Here is a 25631-nt window from a genome sequence, read left to right as displayed (position 1 = left end):
TTTTTTTATTAGGTTAGAGACGCTATTTTAGCCTGCGTCTTCCATTAGCGGTATCACCACATCCACGCTGGGCAGCAGTGCTTGCAGCTTGGCTTGTAAAACCAGCTTGGCCGCAGTTTCGCCGTGCACTAAGCGGATCTCCCTTGGGGGTGGATCTAGCGCCAGGGCGAAGTTGATTAAATCGGTTTGTCCGCCGTGGGCCGAGTAGCCGTTGAGTTTGTGAATTTGGGCGTTAATTTCATAGCGCTCACCGTCTAACTCTACCCACGCATATTCGTCTGGTTCGTCAGTAGGATCGTCCTCACCAAAGCGCGGGCCGTTTTGGACGATAACGCGCCCAGGCGTGTCTTCGGCCTGAAAGCCAACAAAGATAACGTCGTTGTGTGGATCGGCTAATAGCTCTTTTAAATAATTCACCACGCGCCCACCGGCGCACATGCCGGAGCCGGCAATCACGATGGCCGGTTTGTCGGATTTAACGAGGCTTTCAAGGCAGATCAAGTGATCTTCATGACTGTCGATAATCGTTAACTGATCAAAGGTCAGTGGGTGACGGCCTTGTTTTAGTAAGTCTTGAGCTTCTTGATTCCAGTACGATTTTAAACTGCGATACAGCTCGGTAATCTTGGCTCCCAGCGGCGAGTCGAGGATAATTTCTAGCTTGTTCCAAGGCACATTAGGGGCGGCATGGTCTTGGCCAAAGTCGTGAATAATGCCTTCTAGCTCATACAGTAAATCTTGGGTACGGCCCAAACTAAAGGCGGGGATTAACACCAAACCGCCATCCATAAAGGCCTGCTCCACTAAGGATTTTAAGCGCAAGCGCCGATCAACACGGCTTTCATGATCTTTATCGCCATAGGTGCTTTCTAGCACCAATACATCGCACTGTGTTGGCGGCGTGGTTTCAATGAGCAGCGGCGAGTTTGGCGCACCTAGATCACCGCTAAAGATGACCCGCTCGCCGCCTGCTTCACACTCCACATAGGCCGAGCCTAGAATGTGCCCTGCGTGTTGAAACCTAAACTTAATATCGGTGCCAAGCAGCGACTGCCACTGCTCATAAGGGAGCGGGCGCAGCTGGCGCTCCATTTGCTTTAATATTTGCTTACCCTGCTGCTTGCTGTACTTCTCATTAAACTTAAGCGCATCTTCCAGCATGGCGGGCAACAGCTCGGCCGAGGGCTCGGTGCAAAAAATGGGGCCTTTAAAGCCGGCTATCAACAAATAAGGAATACGCCCTACGTGATCCACGTGCACGTGGGTGACCACGAGGGCGCGAATGTGCTCAATTTCAAAATCAATATCCAAGTCTTCACGAAAATCGGTACCCTGAAACAAGCCGCAATCAATCAGTATTGAAGATTCCCCTACTCGTAACTCATGACAAGAGCCGGTGACACCGAGCACGGCCCCATGGTGTTTAATTTCGATATGAGTGGTCATCATTTCGTCCTCAACTTAGAGAAGTATTCCGCTGACACAAGCTTAGCAACGATGGGGAATATTAAGTGATCATGCCAGATAGCGCCGAGCACCAAGCTAAACACCCAAACCCGCCCGCATATTAAGTCTTTATTTCGCCTATCACTTTTGCTTGGGTTCCGCATTCATCCGTTACGAAAAATGTTTTAAAATCCTGCTGAAGTGGGACTGCCAGCTAAAGCGGCAGCCTACAAAGGTCACAGAATCGAGGGCTTATATTTAACTTATAGCGTACAGCTGACGGCTTAAAGCTTTGTTTTAGCCCTGACCATTACCTGATTACGTATGAACTTCAGCCATGATGCGCGTTGTTTTGGTTTGTTCTTTGTAGCAGCCAATTTATTCGGCTGGCCAGCTTTGCTGGCTGTTACTGAGGTTTAGATTTAGACCAAAACACCAAACCGGGCCGAAGTCCTCTTCGCCGAAGAGACGGGCCCCTACAAGGTCAAAATACCAAACTGAGCCCCATATTCTTACCGAAAATATGAGTCGCTCCATGTAACTTTTTGAATTTATTGGTGATTAGTTCACTGCAACATGGCTGAGCTTTGTTGGTAATCAGGTACCATTAAAGATCCCTTTCAGATCTGATCTCTATTTTTCCGTGTTCTTCCGTGTATTCCGTGGCGAAAAAGGGGGTTGGTGTCTGTGTCGATAGTTTAAACCGTTACCTGCGGCGAAATGCGAGAGCAAGCGTTTACCTACAAAAATATAAAAGCGGGAAGGTTGCCCTGCCCGCTCTTGCTGTTAATCAAGTTGCTTGTCTTTGGTCATGGCTAAAATACTGATGCACACGATAGCCACAGCCATAAAGCCACCTAAGATAATGAACGGCATGGCGGCGTAACCTAAAATATGCCAAATAACGTATTCTAATGTGCTCATTCGTTGCTCCTCTTGTTCAGGCGCTTCTTAATTGCCAACCAACTATTACCAACCAACTACGTCTCTCATGTCCGGCAGTTTGTGGGCGATACCTTTATGGCAATCCACACAGGTTTTGTCGCCTGCGGCCAGTGCGGTTGAGTGTTGGCGCACGGCGCGGGGGCCTTGCTCGGAGAAGTCCATATAGTCGAACTGATGACAGTTACGGCATTCTTGTGAGTTGTTGTCTTTCATGCGCTGCCACTCACGATGGGCCAAGTGACCGCGGCGTTCCTTAAACTTTTCGTCCGTGTCTATGGTGCCTATAAAGTGAAAGGCTAACTCTTTGGAAGCTTGCACTTTGCGCACGATTTTATCGGTCCAGCCATGAGGTACATGGCAATCTGAGCAAATGGCCCGCACGCCAGAACGGTTAGAGTAGTGAATAGTTTCACGGATCTCTTTAACGATGGGCGCGTGACAGCTGGAGCAAAACTGCTCCGTATTGGTGGCTTCCATGCCGGTGTTAAAGGCACCCCAAAACAATAAGCCACCGATAAAGCCCATCAGTAAGATAACGCCTGCTGCAGCTTTACTGGGCGTAGATAAACGCCGCCAAAATCTCTTTAATAGTTTCATCGCTCTACTCTTTGAGTGCGTGTTATTAACGCAGTGAATCAACGCTCAGAAAGGTGCTATCAACCAAAGGTTGGGCGTCCGCTTGCGGCACATGACACTGCAAACAAAAGTACCGGCGCGGCGACACATCGGACAACACTTGTTCTTGGCGATTCACATAATGCGTTACGCTGATTTTAGTGGCGCCCATCTCTTTGGCGTTTTTCCAACTGTGGCACGACAAACACTTGTTGGCGTTTAACGACACTTCATAGTTGCGAATGGTGTGTGGGATCAAGGGCGGTTGATACACATAGCTGGTCTCTACATGATGATCTTTAGGGAAACGCTTAAACTCGTCCGCTGGGCGCGTGGTTTCTATTTCACTTAATCCCCGTAACGATGCCACACCGCCAATACCACCTGGGTTGCTGTAACTTGGCATATTGGCGGTTTCTTCTGCCTGTGCAATTTGCACTGTACCCAGTGTGACGGCACCAAGCAGCGCACTGGCGGCAAGCCATGCCATGATGATTTTTTTCATAACCTCTCCATTTTTTGCGGTCACTCATGGCTCATTTATGAGTGACCTTAATCCTAACTGCCCTGTTACCTGAGTAAGCACTGACAGGCTCGCGACTCTTATATGCTGGAAACTTTGGTTATCTTCACTGGGCATTTTTTGTAATCGGTCTGTTTAGACAACGGATCTGTCGCATCCAAAATCAACTTGTTGACTAGAATACGCGCATCAAAAAACGGCACGAATACCAAGCCTTTTGGCGGACGGTTACGACCCCGCGTTTCAACCCGTGCGCGCACTTCGCCGCGCGGCGACTCAATTAAAACCTCATCTCCACGGCGTAAATTACGAGACTCGGCATCGTCAGGGTGAATGAAGCAATGCGCATCGGGTACGGCTTTATAGAGCTCGGGCACGCGGCGGGTCATGGTGCCGGTGTGCCAGTGCTCAAGCACACGGCCGGTACAGAGCCACAAGTCGTATTCCTCACCGGGCACTTCCGGTGGTGCTTCATAGGGCGCTGAAATAATCAGCGCCTTACCGTCTGGGTGGCCGTAAAAATCACGGCCTTCGCGCTTGGCGTAAGGGTCATATTCTGGGTTGAAGCGCCATAAGGTTTCTTTGCCATCCACCACCGGCCAACGTAAACCGCGCACTTGGTGATAAACGTCATAAGGCGCTAAATCATGGCCATGGCCCCGACCAAATTCGGCGTATTCTTCAAACAGGCCTTTTTGTACGTAATTGCCAAAGGCTTGAGCATCATCGTTCAGTTCTTGGGCTTCAGACAGTGGGAATTTATCCACCTTGCCGTTGGCAAATAACACGTCATACATGGTCTTGCCACGCAGCTCCGGCATTTGGCTCAGCAGTGCTTCGTCCCACACTTCTTCAATATTAAAGCGTTTAGCAAATTCCATGATTTGCCATAAATCAGACTTAGCACCTTCTACTGGCGACACCTGCTGATACCACACTTGGGTACGGCGCTCGGCGTTACCGTACGCGCCCTCTTTTTCTACCCACATGGCGGTAGGCAAAATCAGATCCGAGGCTTGTGCGGTCACAGTCGGATACGGGTCAGAACAAACGATAAAGTTATCTGGATTACGGTAACCCGGCATGCGCTCATTATTGATGTTCGGGCCCGCTTGCATGTTGTTATTACACATCACCCAGTAGGCATTCAGTTTGCCGTCATTGAGCATGCGGTCTTGCTCGACCGCATGAAAGCCCGGCTTGGCCGGAATAGTGCCGGCGGGTAATTGCCAAATTCGCTCGGCAATTTTGCGGTGCTCAGGATTTGCCACCAATAAGTCGGCCGGTAAGCGGTGGGAGAAAGTACCCACTTCTCGCGCCGTGCCACAGGCAGAAGGCTGGCCAGTTAACGAGAACGGGCTGTTGCCCGGCTCAGAGATTTTGCCGGTCAGCAAATGCAGGTTGTACACCAAGCTTTGCATCCACACGCCACGAGTATGTTGGTTCATGCCCATGGTCCACAGCGACATCACCTTGGTGTTGGGATCCGCGTATTGCTGAGCCAGCGCAATCAAGTCTTCCGGCAGCACACCGGACATTTCATGGGCTTTTTCTACCGTGTAGGGCGCGACCGAGGCTTTATATTCTTCAAAGGAAATATCTGACATATCGCCAGAGTTGGGGTTTTGCGCGCTAACTTGTAAGGGGTCGTCATCGCGCAGGCCATAACCGATGTCGGTGGCGGCTTGTTTAAAATGCGTGTGCTTAGTCACGAAGTCCCAATTCACCGCATCGTTTTCAATGATGTAGTTGGCAATAAAGTTGGCTATCGCCAAGTCCGATTGCGGGTGGAAAATCATGCCCCGATCAGCTAATTCAAAGCTGCGATGGTAATAAGTAGAGAGCACGTTCACTTTAACGTGGGAGTAACTTAAACGGCGGTCGGTAATGCGCGTCCACAGTACCGGGTGCATTTCGGCCATATTCGAGCCCCACAGCACGAAAGAGTCCGCGTGTTCAAAGTCGTCATAACAGCCCATGGGCTCATCGATGCCAAAGGTGCGCATAAAGCCCACTACGGCAGAGGCCATGCAGTGACGCGCGTTGGGATCTAAGTTATTGGAACGGAAACCCGCTTTCATTAATTTAGAGGCGGCGTAGCCTTCCATTACCGTCCACTGGCCAGAGCCAAACATACCGACACTGGTAGGGCCTTTTTCTTTGAGGGCTTTTTTGAATTTCTCGGCCATCACATCAAAGGCTTGATCCCATGAGACGGGTGCAAAGTCGCCGTCTTTATCATATTGGCCATTTTTCATACGCAGCAAAGGCGTGGTTAAGCGGTCTTTGCCATACATAATTTTCGACAGAAAATAGCCTTTAATGCAGTTTAAGCCTTTGTTCACCGGCGCTTCTGGGTCACCTTGAGTGGCGACCACTCGGCCCTTTTGGGTGCCGACCAACACCGAGCAACCGGTACCACAAAAGCGACAAGGGGCTTTGTCCCATTTAATGGCGGTTTCATCGGAGCTGACGATTAAATTAGTGGCAGCTAGAGGTAAGCTGATCCCAGCTACGGCCGCTGCTGAAGCGGCTGCATTTGCTTTCACAAATGCACGTCTTGTCATTTTCATCATTCATCCTTGCTGAGAATCCAGTGTTACGATTCTGTGGTACTGATTTCATCATCGAGTTCACTCTCGATTTGATGAAAAACTAAGGCGACGTTTAATACGTGCTCAAGCTGGTTGATGGCATCAATAGTGTCGGTAATGTAGCCCTGGTTTTGGGTTTCAATCACTACCACCAATTTACCGACAGCACTTTCTCCATAAATTTCTGCGCCGTCAAAAGCTTCAATTTGTTGCTTGACCACGCTCAAATGTTGGGGCACAGCGTGCACCACTAAACTGGAAATATGCACTTCATTAAGTGACATTTGCGCTCCCTAATTGGGGTTGGTTAATGGTGATGGCCGAGGTTGGGCAAATTGACACGCAGGCTCCACAACCAGTACAACTATTTAGGTCTATTTGCGGTTGTGCCACCCTGCCCACTGCCAACTTAAAACTAATGGCGAACGGCTCACAACTGTCACCGCAGCTTCGACAATCTACGTTTTGCGTGGCCAAGCAGCTTGCTGTAATCACCGCCTTGGCTTGCCAAGCAGGTTCTGTTTTAGGCAAAAATAACGGCTCAGGACAGACGTCGGCACACTGATAACAAAAGGTACATTCGCCTAGCTGAAAATCCACCCGCGGAAAACCGCCATCGGAGGCGCGAATAATCTGCGTGGGACAGTGCTTTACACATTCACCGCATTGGGTACATAAATCGGTAAATTGCGCGGCTTTTACCCAAGGTAGCGAGGGCGTATCTATGATGTGTCGACGAGTAAAAAGTTGCCGTCTGGAGAGATTAACCTGAGCATCTGACATACCCGTTACCTTGTCGAATGTGATCCTTTTAACACAATAAAAAGCGTTGGAATCCAAGCCTTTATTAGCCCAAATGCCATTGTAGTTTTAATAACCAAGGCTGAATACACACCAATAGGCATTTCAGAGGTAACATTGATCTAGATCAATCAATTCGCGCTACCCGTGCCTACAAGCCAACTGCGCAGAGATGTTGCAGCTTAATGACGCTCATCGCTGTGCATCGCCAGTAGAGAAATACGCGTAACCGCACTTTAATATCAGGACTCGGCTCGCTTATAATGCCAGCGCATGAGTTGGCTTCGTATGAGCTTAATGGCATATTAAAAAAGCTTAAGCGCTAGATATCAAAAACCATTGCCTAATAAGGAAGACATTAAACATGGAAAACAAAGAATACGCAGGTTTTTGGATCCGCTGTGGTGCATCACTGATTGATATGGTGGTGCTAATTATTATTACGGTGGTGCCTTTATTCTTCATCTATGGCGATGCCTTTTTTATTGAAGATAAAAATATTCATGGAATTTGGGATCTGCTGTTTAGTTATATATTACCTTTTGTGGGCACCATCTGGTTTTGGTTAAAGTACCGAGCTACGCCGGGTAAAATGGCCACCAAACTAGAAATTGTAGATGCGCTAACGGGCAATAAAATGAGTACCGGCCAAGCCATAGGCCGGTACTTCGCCTACATCATCTCAACCGTGCCCTTTGGCCTAGGCTTTATTTGGATAGGCATAGATAAGCGCAAGCAAGGTTGGCACGATAAGCTGGCGGGCACTGTGGTGATCCGTAACTTACACAAAGAATCCGTGCAGTTTGAAACGAGTGCGAATAAATAACCGCCACTCGCTGAAACTACTGGTCAGCGGTTGCATAAAGATGGGCACTATAAAAGGGGTTCAATATGAAAGTATACTTTGCGCACGGTAAAGAAAGTGGCCCTTGGGGCAGTAAGATAGCGAGGCTAGCAGAACTTGCTACAGCACAGGGTTATGCCGTTGAAAGTGTTGATTACAGTGGCATGGACGACCCAGATCAGCGCGTTGAGCTGTTGGTGTCGCTCTTACAAAAAGAGACCGGCAAGGTGCTACTGGTCGGCTCCAGCATGGGCGGTTATGTGGCACTTGTTACGGCTCAAAAGCTGGCAAGTGAAAAGCCAACAAGTGCAAAGCAGGCAAGCGAGCCGGTAACGGTTGCAGGGGTATTTTTACTGGCCCCTGCTTTGTATATACCCGGCTACCAAGTTCAGCAGTATCAACCTAACGCTCAGCCTAATTCTCAACGCCAGTATGCACCTGTGGCCGTGGTGCACGGTTGGTCTGACGATATTATCCCTGCTGCACATTCCATTCGCTTTGCCGAACAGCATAACTGCAGCCTGCATTTAATTCCCGGTGACCACAGGCTCAACTCTTCTATGCATCTGGTTGAGCCACTGTTTAGCCAGTTTATGCGGCTAGCGTCGGAGTCGGCTAAAGACGCCTAAATCGGCCACGCTCAACCATAGGCAGCGCCTTACTAGTAGGAGCTATTTTTGCGGCCATCGCCTATTTGGCAATGGGGTTTTGTTATGCCTTCATTATGCTATGGTTAAATCTCAGTCACCTGCTGGAGGTTTTTTGATGTATTACTTAGACATGCCCAGTGTCGAAGAAGTCGGCAACCTTAATCTACTACGCTCAGATGCGAGCATCTCTATCTACTTAGCCACCACTCCTATTAGCCGTGAAACCGAACAAACTCGGGTCACGCTTAATAACTTGATCAAGAAAGCCATCAAACAACTGGAGGTCGCTGGCATTGAAAAGCGCCGTATTCAGCAGTTGCAGCAACAGTTTGATGGCTTGTTAGCCGATAAAGGGTTTTGGGATTACCAAGCAAACAGCCTCGCCATTTTGGCCACGCCTGAGTCACTGCGCACCTATCGCTTGGCCAACAAGCTACAGAGTATTGTGGAAGTGTCGGACCGATTTCACCTTAAACCATTACTGCGAGCGGTGACGTTTTCGCATACGGCTTATATTCTGGCGCTGTCAGAAAATGCGGTGCGTTTAATTCAAGTGTCTCCAGATTTACCGGCCAAAGAGGTAGTGGTGCCCAACCTGCCTGATAATGCGGCGGACGCCACCAATCACGTGGCCGATAAAGACTCTAGCGGTAAAGACCACAAACCCAGCGGACAAGCCCATCATGCTTACTTGGCAAACTATGTGCGCAAAATTAATGCCGCATTACGGCCCTTTACCCTGCATTCTCACCATCCGTTAGTGTTGGCTGCCACGCAACCACTCGATGGCATATTTCGCTCACTGACTCGCTTACAGGTGTTACCTTCCAGTATTGTTGGCAACCCAGATCATTTAAGCCCAGCTGAGTTAGCCACGGCGGCACGGCCCGTGCTAGACGCTCATTATCAAAGCTTGATTGACGATTTTCAGCGTTTATTTACCGAGCGCACCGGCCAAAAGCGTACCACCAACGATATTTCAGATGCGGCGCGCCTGGCTACCTTTGGCGGCATAGAGCGTTTATTGGTGGATATTGACGGTGTGGTGCAGGGTTATATAGATGAAGAAACCGGTGCGGTGAGCTTTGCCGGTGAAGGCGATACCATCAATTATGGCGTGGTCGATGAAATTAGCTGCCGAGCACTGCGCACCGGCGCTAAGGTAATGGCGGTACGGAAAGCGGATATTCCAGGCGGCCACGACTTAGCCGCGATTGCCCGCTACCCCATTTAAGTCATTAGTTAGTAACTGAGGCAGAAACAATTCGCGGGCTTAACGGCTCGCGGGTTGTTTATTCAAACTAATAATCGCTCAATGTGCCATCATAAAATTAATAGTGAGAGCTATATGTTAATACTTGCTACCCGAATGCTTACTTCCTGAATACTTGTTTATTTATTAATAGTGATTTTAAATATAACAATTAATTACCATTATAAATTTAACATATATTAATTACTTATCTTCACCTAATTTATTGCCTACAATATCAAGATCTGCATAAATTTAAGCATCACCGAAAAACTTCATCTCAAAGAAGGATCTTTTATGAAAAAAATCACTGTTAGTGAGCGTTTTAGTCTGTATGTGGTCGGTGCAAGTTTTTGCGGCCGATAATATCTCGGCCACAAAAATAAAATTAATAGACACTTTGCTCGAGCAGACCGGTCAATCCGCCATTGAGATGGGCAATCAGTTTTCCAGTGCCTTTTCCCAGCAGATGAGTCATATGTTACAACAGTCTCAGCCCAGCATTAATCCCAAAGCATTCGCCATTATCGAAGAAGAAAGCCTAGCACTGATCAACGAAGAGTTAGTCATTAATGGCCAATTCCATAAAATGATGCATCCCATTTACAGTAAAAATTTTACGTTAGAGGAGCTGCAGCAAATGATCGACTTCAATAACACTGTGCTGGGTAAAAAAATGCTGAAAGTACTGCCGACTATCTCAGAAGAAGCCGTGCAGGCGGGCCAGCAATTTGGCTTAGAATTAGCACCTAAAATACAACAACGTATTATGAACCGCTTTCAAGAAGAAGGCATTTTTAAGGTATAAAAACTGTGAGTAAAGGATCCAAGCAATGCAGCCTAGGCTACAACCCAACTTAACTATTCGCCAAATTGACTGGCAACAAACCATACCTGTGCGCCACCTGGTGCTGTGGCCCGATAGACCGCCGGCTTTCTCACAGGTAGAAAACGACGCTGCAGGCCAACACTTTGGTGGCTTTATTGACGATACCTTGGTGTGTGTCGCCTCAGTATTTATTGAGGGCGAGCAGGCACGACTGCGCAAATACGCCACCTTGCCCCAGTTTCAAGGCCAAGGCGTAGGCACTCAAGTGTTAAGCGCTATTTTTGCTTACCTTAAACAAGCCAAGCTCAGTTACTTTTGGTGTGATGCACGAGAATCCGCCATCGGTTTTTATCAACGATTTGGTATGCAAGTAGAGGGTGATCGTTTTTATAAGAGTGAAGTGGCGTATGTGAAAATGGCCACTAAGGTAGCGAACCTGCGCTAGTGAGCGCACCGCAGTTAGTGAGCTAAGTGGCTTGGGCTAAGTGATGCCGAGCCGAAGAACTAAGACTAAGACTAAGACTAAGACTAAGACTAAGACTAAGACTAAGACTAAGACTAAGACTAAGACTAAGACTAAGACTAAATCGAGATCCTGACCTGCGTCAGGAAGACGGCTCACGACAAACACCGTGTACAAACAATAAAACCCCCGGACCATCAGGTTCGGGGGTTTTATTTAGCTGGGTGCTGGGTGCTAGCTGTTAATGCAATTTCAATTTCGGGCGCAGTAAGCGGTTAATTCGCCCTACGAACATCATCAGGCCGGTGCGAATATAGCCGTGTAGCGCCACTTGGTGCATACGGTATAAAGACATATATACGACCCGCGCAAACAGGCCTTCGACCATCATGGTACCGCGCATTAGGCTGCCCATTAAGGAGCCTACCGTGGTGTAGCGGCTGAGATTGACCAAAGAACCATAATCTTTATAGATATAGGTTTTCAGGGGCTTATTATTTAATAACGCCAAAATATTACGATGCGTCATGCTCGCCATTTGGTGAGCAGACTGGGCACGCGGCGGTACCGCTTTACCGTCTTCTTGCATGCAATAGGCGCAATCACCAATCACGAAAATGCTGTCATCACGCGTAGTTTGCAGCGTGCCGTTTACGATGAGCTGGTTGTTGCGATTGTTTTCAAGACCACCAATGTCTTTTAAGAAATCGGGAGCTTTAATACCCGCCGCCCACACCATAAGAGTGGCGGGGATAAGCTCGCCATCTTTGGTGATCAGCCCCTTATCTGTGGCTTCCACCACCATGGTATTGGTGCGCACGTCTACACCTAGCTCACGCAATTCTTTTTGTGCCATGCCCGCGAGACGATCTGGCAGTGCCGGCAGTATGCGCGGGCCTGCTTCCACTAGGGTTAAGCGTAGGCAGTCCGGATCTAGGTGATCAAAACCGTACGCGCTTAAGTGTTCGACCGCGTTATATAACTCGGCGGATAACTCAACTCCAGTAGCACCGGCGCCGACGATGGCGATCTCCACTTTATCGCTGCCTAACTCACCCTCTACATACTGCATAAAGCGGTTCATCAGCTCGTCATGAAAATGCTCAGCCTGTTGCGGACGGTCGAGAAAAATACAATGCTCACTCACGCCCTTGGTACCAAAGTCGTTAGATACTGAGCCTATCGCCAGCACTAAGATATCGTATTCTAAGGTACGCTCCGACAACATCGGCTTGCCGCTTTCATCCAGCATGGCCGCCAGAGTAATGGTTTTTTGCTCGCGATCTAGGTTGCTCAGTGAGCCTAGGTGAAAGCTAAAACCGTGGTTATGGGCGTGGGAGCGATAGCTAAGGCCATCTATGCCCGCGTCCATGGCGCCAGCGGCCACTTCGTGTAGTAGAGGCTTCCATAAGTGGGTGCGGTTTCTGTCTACTAATATCACCTCGGCTTTACCTTTACGCCCTAATTTGCGACCTAACTTAGTCACTAATTCCAGCCCACCGGCACCGCCGCCCACTACGATAATCTTCGTCATTTATCTGGTCCTTAAACAAGATAGTAAAACCTAGGGTTATAAGCGCACTCGGGGTTGTGCTAGTAGCGCTAACTGGCTGCCAGCTGAACGGATATGGTTATAACTGTAGATTCTGTTGAGGGGCTTACTCTAACAGGAAAGGCAAAAAGTTGTGATCTAGATCACAACTTTATCTTTGCATAAAATACATTCGGGATCATTATTTTTTAGCGTTTATCGGGCGTTTTTTTGTACTCTGCTTGCCACCCGTTCGCAGCTAATCGTGCTGGCTAATAATGCTAACTAATAGTACTGGCTAATAGTACTGACTAGCGATCAAGAAAGCGTTGCATCCGCTCACTGGCCGCGCGCCATTGTGCACTGCGCATTATATCGCCACCTTTAGCCATAGACCCGCGTAACGCAGAAAAGTCGCAGTTCAGATCATGGGGCAAAGCTTCGATAATCTCAATGGCGCCTTTTCGGTGATTACAAGCCAGCAATAAGTCGCAACCAGCCTGTAGCGCACTGTGCGCACGTTGTGCATAACCGCCCACCACTGCCGCCCCTTCCATGGTTAAATCATCACTAAAGATTAAACCTTTAAAGCCGAGCTGCTGGCGTAACACTTGCTTAAGCCAAAACTCAGAAAAACCCGCCGGGTTGGCGTCCACCGCCGCATAAATTACATGGGCCGGCATTATGCCTTGCACTAAGTCTTGGCTAATTAAAGTCTTAAACGGCGCCATATCCAGCTCGGCTATGGCATGAAAGTCCCGTTCATCCACCGGGCTTTCTTTGTGGGAGTCGGCCCGCACACTGCCGTGCCCAGGAAAGTGCTTGGCCACGGCGGCCATGCCGGCATTGTGCATACCTTTAATATAGGCACCCGTATGCTCAATAACCTGCTCGGGATCTTGGCCAAAGCTGCGATCGCCGATAACCTCAGAGCCACGCTCTAAATCCAGTACAGGTGCAAAACTTACGTCGATATCCAGCGCCAATAATTCAGCCGCCATCAACCAGCCTGCATCTTCTAGCAGGGATAATCGGTCTTTGCCGTTGTGCTGCGCTAATAAGCCGGGAGCCGGCAAGGGGAAGAATTGGTTGCGAAAGCGCTGCACGCGCCCACCTTCATGATCCACTGTCAGTAATAAGCCGGGGCTTACGGCACGAATCGATTTAACTAAGGCCGCCAGTTGCGCTTTGTCATGGTAATTACGACTAAAAAATATCACGCCACCTACCGTCGGGTGTGCCAAGAGCTCACGCTCTTCACCGTCCAGCTCATAACTGTGCAAATCAAGAATAAAGGGGCCCATCGAAACTCCATGGTGCGCTCGGTTAAGTGCGCTAAATATGTGGATAATATATGAATGTGAAAGTCAGTATTAGCGAGCCTGAAAATCTGCTAAATCATGCGCTAACTGGCGGGTGGCTTGCTCTTGTAGCAGGCGATAATCTGACTGCCCTGTGTATTGATATTGCAGTGCAGCCCACAGCAGAGTCAGCCATTGTACCCAAGGCCGGCGCGCCTGAAAACGCGCGTAACTTACCTCACCGCCGGCGGCATTGTAATCCGCTAACAATTGTCGTACACCCTGCTCGCTCAGCTTAAAACTGTCGGCGATCACCGCCAGTTCAAAAGCGGCATCCCCAAAAGCGGCGTATTCCCAATCAATTAACCACGGTCGCGCGCCCAGCACATTGGCCGCATTAAGATCGTGATGACAAAACACCGGTGAGTAGTCGAGATTAAGGTTTGCCTGCTCAAAACAGCGCGCATAATGCTGGTGCTCAGCAGAAAGCGGACTTAACTGGCGTAAATAATGCTCTGCCTGCTCATTTAAGCTCAAGGCATTAAGCACTGGCGTTAGCTGGTGTAATTGCGCCACTTTACCCATCAAGAGCGCTAAATTAGGAGCGCAGTCTTGATGTGACTCGCCCACTAACAGCTCCCAGTCAGACTCTGGCAACCAGTCTAATAGCAAGATCCCCAACTCAGGCTTGGCATAATGAATAAGCGGCGCCAAGTCCGCATCTGCCGCCGCTTGGTGCGCCACTAATTCTTGGCCACGATTAATTCCCAAGCTTTCACTGTGCGTATTGCCCATACGCAGCCAATAGCTTTGTTGAGGGGCATCTAACCGCCAACTGTGATTGGTAAGCCCGCCAGCTAACGGCGTAAGCTGCCCCTGAAACTGAGCAGGCAGCAACTCCGCCAGTAAATTAGCGTCCACTCACACTGTCAGACCAGAGTACCTCGCCACTGGCCAGCTCCATCAGCTGCCCTTTTAACGCCAAGTTAGCGCCATTGCGACTTAAAGTGGTAGACAGCAAATAATCCGCCCCACTTTGCTTACCTAAGCGCACCAGCGAAGCAATGTCGGCGCGGCCACCTTGATAGGCCAACTGTTCGCGCAGGCTACTCACCTTGGCGCCATCGGCGAAGTTAAACTTACCGCTTAAATTGCTTTTTAAGCGAGCCGTTAAGCCATTAGTATCAATCGGGCCACCCGCTTGATTACTGATGTTATCGAGCAATACCGGGCCTTGTACTTCGTTAATGGCTGAGCTGCCTTTTAACTTATTGGCCAGACCGTCGACTAAATAGCTTAAGTCTTCACTGCGCATTTCAGGGATGGGGCTCGGCGGTGCCGAGGGCATCTCAATCACTGGCGGCTTTACCACGGGCGGTGGCAGCGGCTGAGTGGGTTTGGTGGGCGTAGTAGGCGTGGGCCGGCTGGGTTTAACCGGCGCAGGCTGCGAAGAATACGGATTGGGCATAGTACAGGCAGCTAAGGCGAGCGAGCTGGCCAGCATTATTGTTAAGCGAAACGGATTCATAAGCTTCCTTAATTGGCTCACAGAGGGAGAGGTCTTATTTTGGCTAACTTATTTTTGTTAACTTAGTTTTTTAACCTACGCTTTTAACCTAGTTTTTTAGCGAGAGCTACTTCGCCAGCAGCGGTCCCAAACAACGACCACCCAGCAAATGCATATGAATATGGTAGACCTCTTGGCCACTGTCGCGGTTGCAGTTCATGATTAATCGATAACCGCTTTCATCAATGCCCGCCTCACTGGCCAACTTGCGCGCCACGGTAAATAAGCGGCCTAAGGCCTGCTCATGCTCGGCGGTGACATCGTTAACCGTGGGGATCAACACATTAGGAATGATCAGTACATGCGTGGGAGCCTGAGGCGCGATATCAGCAAACGCCGTCACTAAGTCATCTTGATACAGAATGTCAGCGGGAATTTCTTTACGGATAATTTTACTGAAAATGGTTTCTTCTACCATGAAAAAGCTCCTTAAATGAGTGCCAGACCGCGCCCTACTCTTAGTTAGAATCAGAGCCCTAGCCACAGTCAGACTGGCCATTATAGCCTTGTTACCGGACAAAGAAATGATGCCTCAGCAATAAGTCTTTGATTAATAAAACCAAGCTCGGTTAGGCCTTTAAAAGTGCAAAACTGTGCACTGGGCCTAAATTGCTGTGCATCGCTAACCAAAACCTTGCCTAACGCCAAGGGCTGTCATAATAGTGAGAATATGACTCCCATCCCGGACGCAATTGCGTACACTGATTGCCCGCAATCTTAATAAGGAATCTAGATGAGCAAATTCAAGCAAAAATCCCTCGCCTTGTTGCTCGCAGGCGTGTTGAGCTCGCAATTAGTCGGCTGCGGCACCGTATTTTACCCCGAGCGCAAAGGCCAACAAGGCGGCAGTATCGACCCTGTAGTGGCCATCGCCAATGGCGTGGGCTTGTTGTTCTTTATTCTCCCGGGCGTTATCGCCTTTGCCGTCGACTTTAATAATGGTGCCATTTACCTGCCCGGCGGTAAGCGAGCTGAGCTAGCGCCAGACGCCACACCCGACAGCGTAAATGAACACTTATATGCCAGCACCGGCCAGCGCATTGATTGGCAACAAGACGCTGTGCAAGTAGAAACGCTTAGCTCTGTGCCCTTAGCCCAGCAGCGGCTACTGCTAATTGATAGCCAAGGGTAAATAATATTGCGCCCAGCGATCGGACTATGCAGTCTGATTGCTGGACGCTTCGCATTAGCCAATTACAAAAAATATTCAACGTTCAAGACTCAAGGCTAACCATGGCCTTAATAAGCGCCGCCTATGGCTGGGCGCAGATGGTCGTATAGCGGAATAGCATCGTTGAGCTCAGCGGCCGTCATGGTCGGTTGAATAACTGCTAAATGATCCCGTGCATGCTGAATACTGACCGTGCGCAGTAACTGCACATTCGGGTATAAACGCCGCGCTTCCCCTAACCAAAGCTGGGCTGCATCTTCTTGGCCTGCGGCACCCAGCGCTAAATAGGCATTGTAATAAACGCCGGCGCGGGGGGTGTGCAGCACAAAGCGGCGCGCCCAATCTGCATAATCTAATAACTCGGTTTGATCTTTGCTTAACAAGGCCTGAGTGAGCTGCCAATGATGGCGATAAAACGCGGTTCTGTCATACCAGATCAGTGGATTAACCACATGCTTAAGCTCGGCTTGAGAATGTTGATCATTTTCTGCATAGCGGGTTAGCTGTTGGCCCGCCACCAAGCCGGTGGCCATAAACACCACTAAGCCTATGCCCCAAGCGCGAATTGGCCAACGGCTCCAGCTAGGTGGCTGAGGCAGTAAGCGCCGCTGACCGTATTGGGCATCAATTACATAGATTAATACCAACACCATCAGCCAATGAGGCTGAGAATGATAAAATGGAAACTCGGTTTGACTGTGAATAAAAATAGGCGTTAACACGCCCACCCACGCCAAACTTTGGGCTATGGGCAAGCGATACAATAACTGCAGCACTAAGCCGCTCATCACCACCAAGCCCAGCAGCGGTAAAATACCGCCTTCTATGGCCCACAATAAAAACTCATTATGTGGGTGGCCCATCTCGGTAAAGAGTGGCTCAGCACCCGGCGTGAGTTCGCGCCAAGTGGCATAAGTACTATAGAAAGCCGACTCAAAACTGCCGTACCCAAAGCCAAACCAAGGCTTGTCCAACCACATGCGCAACCCATGGGCATAAATATCGAAGCGACCGTCCGCATCCGTATAAATGCTAAAGCTGCGTTTACTCATCTCAAAAGCATCCAGCCCATAGATACCCAGCCCCACGCCAATGGGGATCAACAACAGGCTAAGCAATAATCGCTTAGAACGGGTTTTGATCAACGTTTGCCATAACAGGGGTTGTAACAATAAAACGCCCAGCAATAAGCCCAACTGGCCAGCACGGGATTGTAATAACACGATCAGCACGCCGCCCGCACCTAATACCGCCGCAAACCACACAGATTTAAGCACAAACCCGCGCCAAGGCGACTTGGCTTCATGCAACCATAAATACAGGGCTAAGATCATGCCGGTGGCCACGAAACTGGCCATCACATTACGATGCTGAAAAATACCGTAGGGCGAGCGCACTGCGGTGTTGTAACCAAAACTATTATCCGGCTGCAACACAAAAAATTGCGCTAAGCCCAATAAAATCTCGACACTCACCGCCGCCAGTAAACAATAAAGTAAATAGCGTCGGCCCCGCTCGCTAAAGCGGCATTGCTGCAAGGCTAAATAAAACAGTAAGCCGCCGCACAGCGCCAGCATGCGGGGTAAAGCATGGCCGGCCACGGTATTGTTATGCAGATAAAAGAAAGGAACCCAGAGCAGCGTACTGGCCGCCAACATGCCTAACCAAAAGCGGCTGGTCAGTAGGCGGCGGCGCTGCCAATGCCACAGCCCGAGCGTGGTCATCACGCCCATACACAACCAGCCCATTTGGTTAAAAGGCAATTGCAGGCCGATACCAAACAGGTGTGGCAGATACAGATGCATCGCAAACAGGGAGAAAAACGCCATGCACACCAGCATAGCGCGGGCGAGCCGTTCCTGTTGCAATAAAGGCAAAGACATCATATTCGGGCGTTTACTCGGCAGTGTGCAAATTCACAGTTTCTTACTTTACCCAAGCTGGCGGCAAAAAGCATGAGCCAAGTGTGCGTCCAAAGCCAGAATCTGCCACAGCACTTATTGTGAATGGTGAGGCGTGAGGAGAAAGATAAGGCACATCACTCCTTCATTCACCTCACCCCTCACTATTTACCCCTTACCGCTTCAGCGCCTAAAACTCGAAGCGATAAAACAGGTCTATGGCTTGGTTTAAGCCGCTGGCTGCTTGCAGGTACAAACGGGGCAACAGTTCATAACGCAGCCTAAGCTCGCCAATCGAGGAGAACACGCCTACGCCATAGCTAATTTGTAAGCCAGGCAACACATAGGCAGTAATGTTCACCTCCGTATCATCGCCACTGCCACCTGTGTCTAGCATCACATCTTTTAAGCCCAACGACTCGCCGATATTGGTCACTACCCCGCCCACTTTGCCCACACCGGCACCCAGCAGCATAGATTGCACCAAGGCGTTACCGTCAGTGTCGCCACTGCCATCTAACCCGCGCCCGCGTAGCAAATACGACAATTGCTCGGCTTGGGGCATACCCGGTTCAGAGAACACCAATAATTCTGGTTGTTGGGCGGTACCCGTAACCCGCACCCCCACCGTAATGCTGCTATCGGACAAAGTCGAAGGATTACGGACAGCCTCCACTTTCAGGTTAGGCACATCTAAGGGGCCATTGAATAAGATACTGCCTTCGCGGATCAATAGATTCTGGCCGTAGGCTTTAAATTTACCGTCAACTAAGCGGATTTCCCCCGTAGCGCGCATAGCTCGGTTGGGCCTTTGCACAATATTGAGTTTGCCCTCAAGTCGGGTTTTTAGGCCAAAGGCTGCTAAACGCACGTCTTCTAGCAGTTGCACCTGAATACGAATATCGATGGGCAAGCTGGGTGCCGTTTCCGGAATAATTCCAGAGGAGTCCACTATGATCACGTCTGACGACAAAGACACGGCACTGTCTGGCAACTCTTTCACCTCGATGCGTGCCCAAGGGATCAAGATGCGCCCTCGCACCTTGGCGACTTCACCTAAAGTGATGGTCATATCAGGACTAACACGCACTCGGCCCATGCCCGGATAACCGGCTTCTAAATCGTGGCCTCGAAGACGAATTTCACCGCTCACCGGCAACTGGCGCCAATCTAGCTCGCCGGAGATATATAAGGGCCCGTCCCCGACTTTAAGCTGGCCGTTAATAGTGGCATTGGTACCTCTAATATCGAGGCGGGTGGTAAAGTCGCGCACTTTAACCATATCGGAGTAAGTGTCGATTTCACCACCGGTTAAGCTAATGTTACCAAACAACAAGGGGGCAGCCAGCGTACCTTCAAATCGGCCTTGGCCCGCCAGCGTACCTTGCAGGCGCGCCACTTCGGGTAGCAGCGGTGCTAACCAATCGAGCTTTAACTGTTCGATTTTTAAGTTACCGCTCAACGCCCGCTTGCCATTTAAGTCCGCCACATTGGCTTGCACGCCCATCTCGCCCAACTTAGTGGAGCGAAAATCCAGCGTACTACGCAGTTGGTTATTGGACATTTCACTGGTCAGTGACAGGGTTTGATACGCAAGGCGGGTACCATTACTGACAAAAGTGCCGGGCGTGGTGCTGATATTGGCGTTTATTTTTGGCAGCTTGCCATTCCATTGCAACGCCACTGTGCCACCCAGCGTCGCCTCCCATGAAAAATCATTGGGGAAAAATGGCTTTAAGCGCGCTAAGTCTAAGTCACGGATCTGCAAGCCTGCTTGGCCTTTTGCCGCGCTGGCACGAATGGCATCAAAACACACAGATGCCTTGCCCGAGCGCCAGCAATGAGGCTGCGCGTTAAAAGTGTCGCCTTGATAAGCCAGCAGCCAATCTTGTTGTAGTGCCCACTTATCGAGCGGCGTGTTTAGCTCGCCTTTGGTTAAGCGCCCGCGCCAGCCGTCTTTACCTAAACTGCCGGTCAGGTTCAAATCCGCCGCTAACGGGTCGCCCTTAAAGTTAAGGCTCAAACGGTGCGCCGCCTCGTTACCCGAACCAATCAGTTGCAGCTTATCGATGCGCATCTCGCCGGAGCGAATGCGGTCTATGGTTAAGCGCAGATCGCCCTTCATCTGCTGCCCCTTGGCTTTATCACCTAGGCTGGCATTGGCTTGCAGACGAATATCTTTGGCTTCGTTGTCGTTAAAGCCGGCGGTCTTGCCTGTTAGCTCCGCATTTAACTCAGGGGATTTAAGTGCGCCGCGCACCTTAATATCACCGGCTAAGTCACCGTATAATCCCGGTGCATACACGGCTAAATTAGGCGCCGACAATACACCATCTAACTGCCAGCGGTCGGTAATGTCGCCGTTCACGGTGAGCTTATTATCCGCATTAGTCAGCTGTAATTGTTTAATGCTGCCTTGCAGTGCTTGGTTAAGGCTCACTTGACCTTTTAGTGACAGCGGGTAATCACGCAAAAAACCCTTAATGTCCGGCTCGGCATTCAGGGTCCATTTTTCTCCTTGTAACACAAAGCGAGTATCTAACTTACCGTTAAGCTTGCCGTCCATACCTTCCACAAAGACGCCAGGGTCTACGTCGCTGAGCGCCAATATGCCTTGCCAATTAATGCCGTCGCTCCAACTGACTTTGCCGTCTACTTGCACTTCACCTTTAGGCAGCATCAGCGTCAATGGCTTAAGCTTGGCACCCTTAAGGTCGCCGTTGGCGCTGAGTTTAATGCCCACCGGCGGCAAGTCGGGCCCGTGCGCTTCGCTGCTGAGTGTTAATGTATAATCTTCCAGGCGACCTTTTAGGCGTAGTTTACCTTGCTCTAATCGCCATTCGGGATCATTAAACGGCCAACCTAATTGTTGCCAATTCAGCGCCAGATCAAAGGGCAATTGCGGATTAAGGGGCTCGGCGCTTAAGCTTGCTTGCGCGTTAAGCACACCGCCTAACACCAATTTCCCTTTGAGCTTGGCCAGATTGTCGGTCAAGGTGGCGGCTACCGTTTGCCCCGCTAATTGCCCATCAAGCAGCGGCTTTTTCACTGTTGAGCTGAGCGCTAAATCCAGCGGATAATCACCAGTTAGAGTGACATGGCCGCCTAATTGCACGGTGGCCAGTTCATGGTCGAGGCTGGCGGTAATAATCTTTATTTCACTGCCTCGCCCTTCTAGCTCCAGCTGCAGGGCATGCAATGCTTGAATTTCGCCGTTTTGAATCAGCTTGCTGTCCGTTAAGCTAAATTCTTGTAACTTAATGGGAAACGGCAGCACAATTTCTGGCAATACGAATAAGGGCTCAGGGGAAGCCACTTTACCGGCGGCCTTGGCTTGTTTTTGCGCCTGCGCTTGTTTTTCGGACTCTGGCTGCTCGTCCAGCGTATTGCCGGCCTGTTTAGTGGCATCTTCTGCATCCAGCGTGATGACCAGGCCGTTCATATTAGGTCCGGTGATCACCATGCCTTCTTTGTCCCAGTGCACGCCCACTTCGACACTTTGCCACGCTATGGTTTGCCCGGGCAGATTAATGGTCACGCGGTCGGCACGAACTTTATCGAGATCGATACGCAGCGGCGGCGTGATGTCAGCCAGCGGCTCTTTGGGTTCATCGGTGCTGTCAGGGAAATACTTAATAGTAATTTCTAAGTCTTCAGCCACCAGCTCTTGTAACCACAAGCGGCGGTCTAATAACTTACCCAACTGCCAGCCAAAGTGGATATCTCGTGCCGAGAAGGCCAGTGAGTCTTGCTCATAGCTTAACTCGGTAAAATGCCAGCCTTCGCCCAGTTGCCCAGAGGCCAAGGTGCCATCAAGGCCGGCCACTTGTTGTTTGGCTATTCCCCATAACCATTGGTTGCCCACTTGGGTAAATAACAGGCTAAACAGCACCATTAACAGCAGACACAGGCCAACGACCACACCGCTTAACACTCGTGCAAAAGTCATAGCTCAGGCCCCAAGGTAAAGTGAATTCGCATCGGCACTTCCTCTTCGGAGACACCAAAGGCCAAATCGATGCGTACCGGTCCTACTGGTGTTTGCCAGCGCACGCCCACACCGGAGCCCACTTTCCAGTCTTCGCGATAATCGTTGGTGGCGGTACCCGTATCGACGAAGGTGGCCAAGCGCCATTTTTCGGCAATTTTGTAATCGTATTCCAGACTCAGCGCTGTGGCATATTTTGCCCCTAAGCGATCGCCGTTTTCATCCACGGGCGTGATCGACTGATAGCTAAAGCCGCGCACCGTCATATCACCACCGGTAAAAAAGCGCAGTGACGGAGGTAAATCACTGATGTCGTCCACCCATACCGCGCCCTGCTCGGCGCGAGCAATCACACGTTGCCCTTCTGTTACGGTGCGCAGCCATTTGGTCCGGCCAAACAGCCGTACAAAGCGGGTATCTGAGCCCCACCAGGGTTCAGATAGCTCAAGTATCCCGACTTGCGAATCTCCCCAGTAAGCATCTAGACCGCCCTTTACTCGGGTACGGCTGTAAGATACGCCCGGAATAAGCAAGAAGCTTTCATCTTCTTGCTTACCTTGGGTATAAGACTCAAATTCTGAACGAAAAAATACATCTCGTGTCCAGCCATCCGGGTCTTTATCGAAACGGTGCACCGACGCGACCACTCGATCACTCTGGGTGTCGTCTTGGTCGAGCATCTGATAGCCACCTTGCACCGTGTAATAATGATTGAGCGGGTTGCCACGCGGAATTTTATAGACCACGGTAATGTCTTGTTTGGGCTCAGATATTTTGAGATTGGTTTGTAAGCTGTGACCTAAGCTATTAATCCAAGGTTTATCCCAGCTGCTCGAAAATCGGGGGCCTTCATCGGTAGAAAAACCAACGCCCACTTCCACTTCGTTATTCGCCTTCGCGCGCAGTGTCACATACAAAGGAATGCGATGCTCTTCATCGGCCTCGGCCACGTTGGGCTGAATTTCTACGCGGCGAAAATAACCGGTGGTCGATAAGGAACGGCTCAAGCCGGAGAGCTTGCTGGCTAAATAGGGATCACCGGGCTTGATGTCTATTAAGGGATCTAAGATGCGGGCCACTGGCCTATCTGAGTCCAACACCAGCTCACCAAAGCGATAACGCGGACCTGAGTCAAACAATAAGTTAACGTCGGCGGCCTTGTCTTCGGGGTGGACCAAGACCTGATGCAGCGAATATTGGGCATCAAAATAGCCACGAGATAGGCCTAGGCTTAATAAACTGGCCTTGGTTTTTTCATAGACATCATGCTGAAAAACTTGGTTTTCTTGCAGCGCTAACTGGCTGAGCAGCAGCTCAAATTGCGGATCTGTGCTGGCCTCGCCGTTGAGCGCAATATTCAGCGTGCGGATGCGCACCGGCTCACCGGGCTTAACTCGTACTAACACCCGCTCCGGCTTATTTTTATCGGCAGTAATTTCAATGTCAGGCTCGTAATAGCCCAGCGCTTGTAGGCTAGTAATGACCGCTTGTTGAATATCTTTACGAAAACGCGGCAGCTGCTCCGCTTCTATGGGGGGGAGCTGATCTAAGTAAATACGGGTGTTATCTTTTAGCTCGCCTTTGAGACCTTTTAGGCGAAAGCTAACTTCTTGTGCGTTGGCACTCATGCTCAGCAAGAGCACCGCTAGCAGCCCCCATAAACTTTTATTCATCAACAGCCCTGTTATGTTTGTAAATTAGTTAGTTTGACGCGCTTAATATAACCTGAATCGGCACTTAACCAAGAGCTAGCGCGACTATTCTTGTATTGATCTCATTCTGATCTTGCTCTGGCCACAGAGATTCACCCTAAAGTTCGTTACCGTGGCACACTAGTCGACAATTGCAACCATCTCAGGCGTGTTGTTATGACTAGATCTCATTGTTCTTATGCTCTATTGGGTTTTGCCGGTTTTAGCGGCAGCGGTAAAACCACCTTACTGCGACAACTGGTGCATTCGCTTAGCCAACGAGGGCTGCGCATTGGGCTTATTAAGCACACTCATCATGACGTGGAGCAAGACCTGCCTGGCAAAGACAGCTTTGAGCTGCGCCATGCGGGTGCCCAACAATGCTTATTAGCCGGACCTAAGCGTAGTATTGTCACCTTTGAAAACCCAATTGCGCAAGAGCCTGACTTATATGAATCTCTTGCTCGCCTGCGCTTAGACCAACTCGACTTAGTATTGGTCGAGGGCTTTCGGCACGCGGCCATTAACAAGATAGAAGTACACAGACCCGCATGCCAAAAACCGCTGCTCTGTCAGCAAGATAAGCATATTTTAGCCCTTGCCACCGACGATCTAACACTAATCGCGCCCGTGCCCTTGCTGGACCTAAACGATGCCGCCGCTATTGCTGAGCAGATAATGCTGTGGTGGCAAACGGGACGCTTGCGCGGGCCGGCACTGTCAGCTTTTCACCCGCAGGATACCCACAACGGCGCCGATAGTTAGCATACAACCAAGGGTGTTGACGATAGTAATGCTGATGGCGCGCCTCTGCGGGCATAAAGTCGCCCACCGGTAAAATGCGCACCGCCAGCTTACGGTCTAACTTGGGGCTGCCTAACTTAGATGTGTCTAGCTTAGATGTGTCTAGCGTCGAACCTTCTAACTTGGAGCCGTCTAGCATCAAAGCTTGCTGGGCCCGACTTTGCTGAGCCCAGCGCTGCTGCAGTGGCGTTTGCACATAGAGGGCGGGGCTAAATTCAGCACCTCGATCGCAATATTGTCCTTGGCCATCTTTTGCATCAACGGCGGCCCAATATAAGGTCAGCAAGTCGCCGTAACCGATAAGCTTGGCATCGTATTCCACCCGCACCACTTGGCGGCGAGTGTGTTGGTGACTGGACTGTATCCAGCCAACGTCGACTTGCTTAATGCCCACTCGCTCGGCAAACAGGGCTTCCATCACCCAAAAACTACCACCGGCAAATATCGCCTGAGCCGCTAACAGCGGGCCACTGATACTGCACATCATCATCGCCGCCAGTAAATTTCTTAGCACTTACGATCCTTTTTCAAGCGGGCCTTGGCTGCACCATTGGTTGCACTACTTATGTTGTACTAAAAGTGTGCTCAAAAAATGCGGCCCTGCCCATATCCGCTTAGCGAAGATCATGCTAACCGAATGACCTTAGATGAAAACTCTTTTTAATGTTTCAGGCGCACTCTTATGCACCAAACGCTCTATTTTAGGCATCACGTT

The 25631-nt window shown here is 50.1% G+C and carries 23 protein-coding genes; 7 read left to right on the top strand and 16 right to left on the bottom strand.

The genetic code is table 11. The features are described 5' to 3' along the window. Nucleotides 1-27: 27 nt before the first annotated feature. The 7 genes from R0134_RS05120 to napF all read right to left on the bottom strand — a co-directional run bounded on the left by R0134_RS05120 (nucleotide 28) and on the right by napF (nucleotide 6906). Nucleotides 28-1449 (bottom strand): MBL fold metallo-hydrolase, encoded by a 1422-nt coding sequence (locus R0134_RS05120; RefSeq protein WP_319783758.1) that lies wholly within the window; start codon nucleotides 1447-1449, stop codon nucleotides 28-30. Nucleotides 1450-2232: 783 nt separating this feature from the next. Further along, nucleotides 2233-2370, bottom strand: a complete 138-nt coding sequence (locus R0134_RS05115; protein ID WP_319783757.1) for a TIGR02808 family protein — start codon at nucleotides 2368-2370, stop codon at nucleotides 2233-2235. Between the two features lie 45 nt (nucleotides 2371-2415). Further along, the gene (locus R0134_RS05110; RefSeq protein ID WP_319783756.1) at nucleotides 2416-2988 is read right to left on the bottom strand and encodes a NapC/NirT family cytochrome c; all 573 of its coding nucleotides are present in this window, start codon (nucleotides 2986-2988) and stop codon (nucleotides 2416-2418) included. 25 nt (nucleotides 2989-3013) lie between these two features. Further along, nucleotides 3014-3511 (bottom strand): nitrate reductase cytochrome c-type subunit, encoded by a 498-nt coding sequence (locus R0134_RS05105; protein ID WP_319783755.1) that lies wholly within the window; start codon nucleotides 3509-3511, stop codon nucleotides 3014-3016. A 98-nt stretch (nucleotides 3512-3609) separates the two neighbouring features. Beyond that, nucleotides 3610-6102, bottom strand: coding sequence for a periplasmic nitrate reductase subunit alpha (gene napA / locus R0134_RS05100; protein ID WP_319783754.1), 2493 nt, complete (start codon nucleotides 6100-6102; stop codon nucleotides 3610-3612). A gap of 26 nt (nucleotides 6103-6128) precedes the next feature. After that, nucleotides 6129-6407, bottom strand: coding sequence for a chaperone NapD (locus tag R0134_RS05095; protein WP_319783753.1), 279 nt, complete (start codon nucleotides 6405-6407; stop codon nucleotides 6129-6131). After that, on the bottom strand, nucleotides 6397-6906 hold the full coding sequence (napF, locus tag R0134_RS05090) for a ferredoxin-type protein NapF (protein WP_319783752.1): 510 nt from the start codon (nucleotides 6904-6906) through the stop codon (nucleotides 6397-6399). Before napF ends, R0134_RS05095 begins: the two co-directional genes overlap by 11 nt. A 382-nt stretch (nucleotides 6907-7288) precedes the next feature. Here napF and R0134_RS05085 point away from each other — a divergent pair, with 382 nt between their 5' ends. From R0134_RS05085 to R0134_RS05065, 5 genes are all read left to right on the top strand, one after another. Continuing rightward, nucleotides 7289-7750: an RDD family protein gene (locus R0134_RS05085; RefSeq protein WP_319783751.1), complete on the top strand. Its 462-nt coding sequence runs from the start codon at nucleotides 7289-7291 to the stop codon at nucleotides 7748-7750. 65 nt (nucleotides 7751-7815) lie between these two features. Further along, entirely contained in the window at nucleotides 7816-8397 is a 582-nt protein-coding gene (locus tag R0134_RS05080) for an alpha/beta hydrolase (protein WP_319783750.1), read from the top strand. A gap of 136 nt (nucleotides 8398-8533) precedes the next feature. Then, nucleotides 8534-9652, top strand: coding sequence for a hypothetical protein (locus R0134_RS05075; protein ID WP_319783749.1), 1119 nt, complete (start codon nucleotides 8534-8536; stop codon nucleotides 9650-9652). Nucleotides 9653-10013: 361 nt separating this feature from the next. Then, the gene (locus tag R0134_RS05070) at nucleotides 10014-10478 is read left to right on the top strand and encodes a DUF2059 domain-containing protein (RefSeq protein ID WP_319783748.1); all 465 of its coding nucleotides are present in this window, start codon (nucleotides 10014-10016) and stop codon (nucleotides 10476-10478) included. Between the two features lie 25 nt (nucleotides 10479-10503). Further along, entirely contained in the window at nucleotides 10504-10944 is a 441-nt protein-coding gene (locus R0134_RS05065; protein WP_319783747.1) for a GNAT family N-acetyltransferase, read from the top strand. Nucleotides 10945-11203: 259 nt separating this feature from the next. Here R0134_RS05065 and R0134_RS05060 read toward each other — a convergent pair whose 3' ends face one another. The 5 genes from R0134_RS05060 to hinT all read right to left on the bottom strand — a co-directional run bounded on the left by R0134_RS05060 (nucleotide 11204) and on the right by hinT (nucleotide 15779). Continuing rightward, complete coding sequence (locus tag R0134_RS05060; RefSeq protein ID WP_319783746.1) at nucleotides 11204-12496, bottom strand: NAD(P)/FAD-dependent oxidoreductase; 1293 nt, start codon at nucleotides 12494-12496, stop codon at nucleotides 11204-11206. 308 nt (nucleotides 12497-12804) lie between these two features. After that, the gene (gene nagZ / locus R0134_RS05055) at nucleotides 12805-13797 is read right to left on the bottom strand and encodes a beta-N-acetylhexosaminidase (RefSeq protein ID WP_319783745.1); all 993 of its coding nucleotides are present in this window, start codon (nucleotides 13795-13797) and stop codon (nucleotides 12805-12807) included. A gap of 69 nt (nucleotides 13798-13866) precedes the next feature. Beyond that, entirely contained in the window at nucleotides 13867-14715 is an 849-nt protein-coding gene (locus R0134_RS05050; RefSeq protein WP_319783744.1) for a choline/ethanolamine kinase family protein, read from the bottom strand. After that, nucleotides 14705-15322 (bottom strand): penicillin-binding protein activator LpoB, encoded by a 618-nt coding sequence (locus R0134_RS05045; RefSeq protein ID WP_319783743.1) that lies wholly within the window; start codon nucleotides 15320-15322, stop codon nucleotides 14705-14707. Before R0134_RS05045 ends, R0134_RS05050 begins: the two co-directional genes overlap by 11 nt. Nucleotides 15323-15428: 106 nt before the next feature. After that, nucleotides 15429-15779: a purine nucleoside phosphoramidase gene (gene hinT / locus R0134_RS05040; RefSeq protein WP_319783742.1), complete on the bottom strand. Its 351-nt coding sequence runs from the start codon at nucleotides 15777-15779 to the stop codon at nucleotides 15429-15431. A gap of 315 nt (nucleotides 15780-16094) precedes the next feature. On the opposite strand from hinT, the gene R0134_RS05035 reads away from it, so the two are divergent. Then, a complete protein-coding gene (locus R0134_RS05035; RefSeq protein WP_319783741.1) occupies nucleotides 16095-16493 on the top strand; it encodes a hypothetical protein in 399 nt (132 codons plus the stop codon). Nucleotides 16494-16600: 107 nt separating this feature from the next. Here R0134_RS05035 and R0134_RS05030 read toward each other — a convergent pair whose 3' ends face one another. The 3 genes from R0134_RS05030 to R0134_RS05020 all read right to left on the bottom strand — a co-directional run bounded on the left by R0134_RS05030 (nucleotide 16601) and on the right by R0134_RS05020 (nucleotide 24094). After that, nucleotides 16601-18418 (bottom strand): PglL family O-oligosaccharyltransferase, encoded by a 1818-nt coding sequence (locus R0134_RS05030; protein ID WP_319783740.1) that lies wholly within the window; start codon nucleotides 18416-18418, stop codon nucleotides 16601-16603. 205 nt (nucleotides 18419-18623) lie between these two features. Next, complete coding sequence (locus tag R0134_RS05025; RefSeq protein WP_319783739.1) at nucleotides 18624-22382, bottom strand: translocation/assembly module TamB domain-containing protein; 3759 nt, start codon at nucleotides 22380-22382, stop codon at nucleotides 18624-18626. Beyond that, a complete protein-coding gene (locus R0134_RS05020) occupies nucleotides 22379-24094 on the bottom strand; it encodes an autotransporter assembly complex family protein (RefSeq protein ID WP_319783738.1) in 1716 nt (571 codons plus the stop codon). The genes R0134_RS05025 and R0134_RS05020 overlap by 4 nt, the downstream gene beginning before the upstream one ends. 195 nt (nucleotides 24095-24289) lie before the next feature. Here R0134_RS05020 and mobB point away from each other — a divergent pair, with 195 nt between their 5' ends. After that, complete coding sequence (mobB, locus tag R0134_RS05015) at nucleotides 24290-24877, top strand: molybdopterin-guanine dinucleotide biosynthesis protein B (protein ID WP_319783737.1); 588 nt, start codon at nucleotides 24290-24292, stop codon at nucleotides 24875-24877. Here mobB and R0134_RS05010 read toward each other — a convergent pair. Continuing rightward, nucleotides 24774-25430, bottom strand: a complete 657-nt coding sequence (locus R0134_RS05010) for a peptide-methionine (S)-S-oxide reductase (RefSeq protein ID WP_319783736.1) — start codon at nucleotides 25428-25430, stop codon at nucleotides 24774-24776. The genes mobB and R0134_RS05010 overlap by 104 nt on opposite strands. Between the last annotated feature and the right edge of the window lie 201 nt (nucleotides 25431-25631).

The sequence above is a fragment of the Oceanisphaera sp. IT1-181 genome (assembly GCF_033807535.1).
Lineage (GTDB): Bacteria > Pseudomonadota > Gammaproteobacteria > Enterobacterales > Aeromonadaceae > Oceanimonas.
The sequence above is the reverse complement of the archived record's forward strand: the minus strand, read 5'-3'. Positions and strand labels throughout refer to the sequence as shown.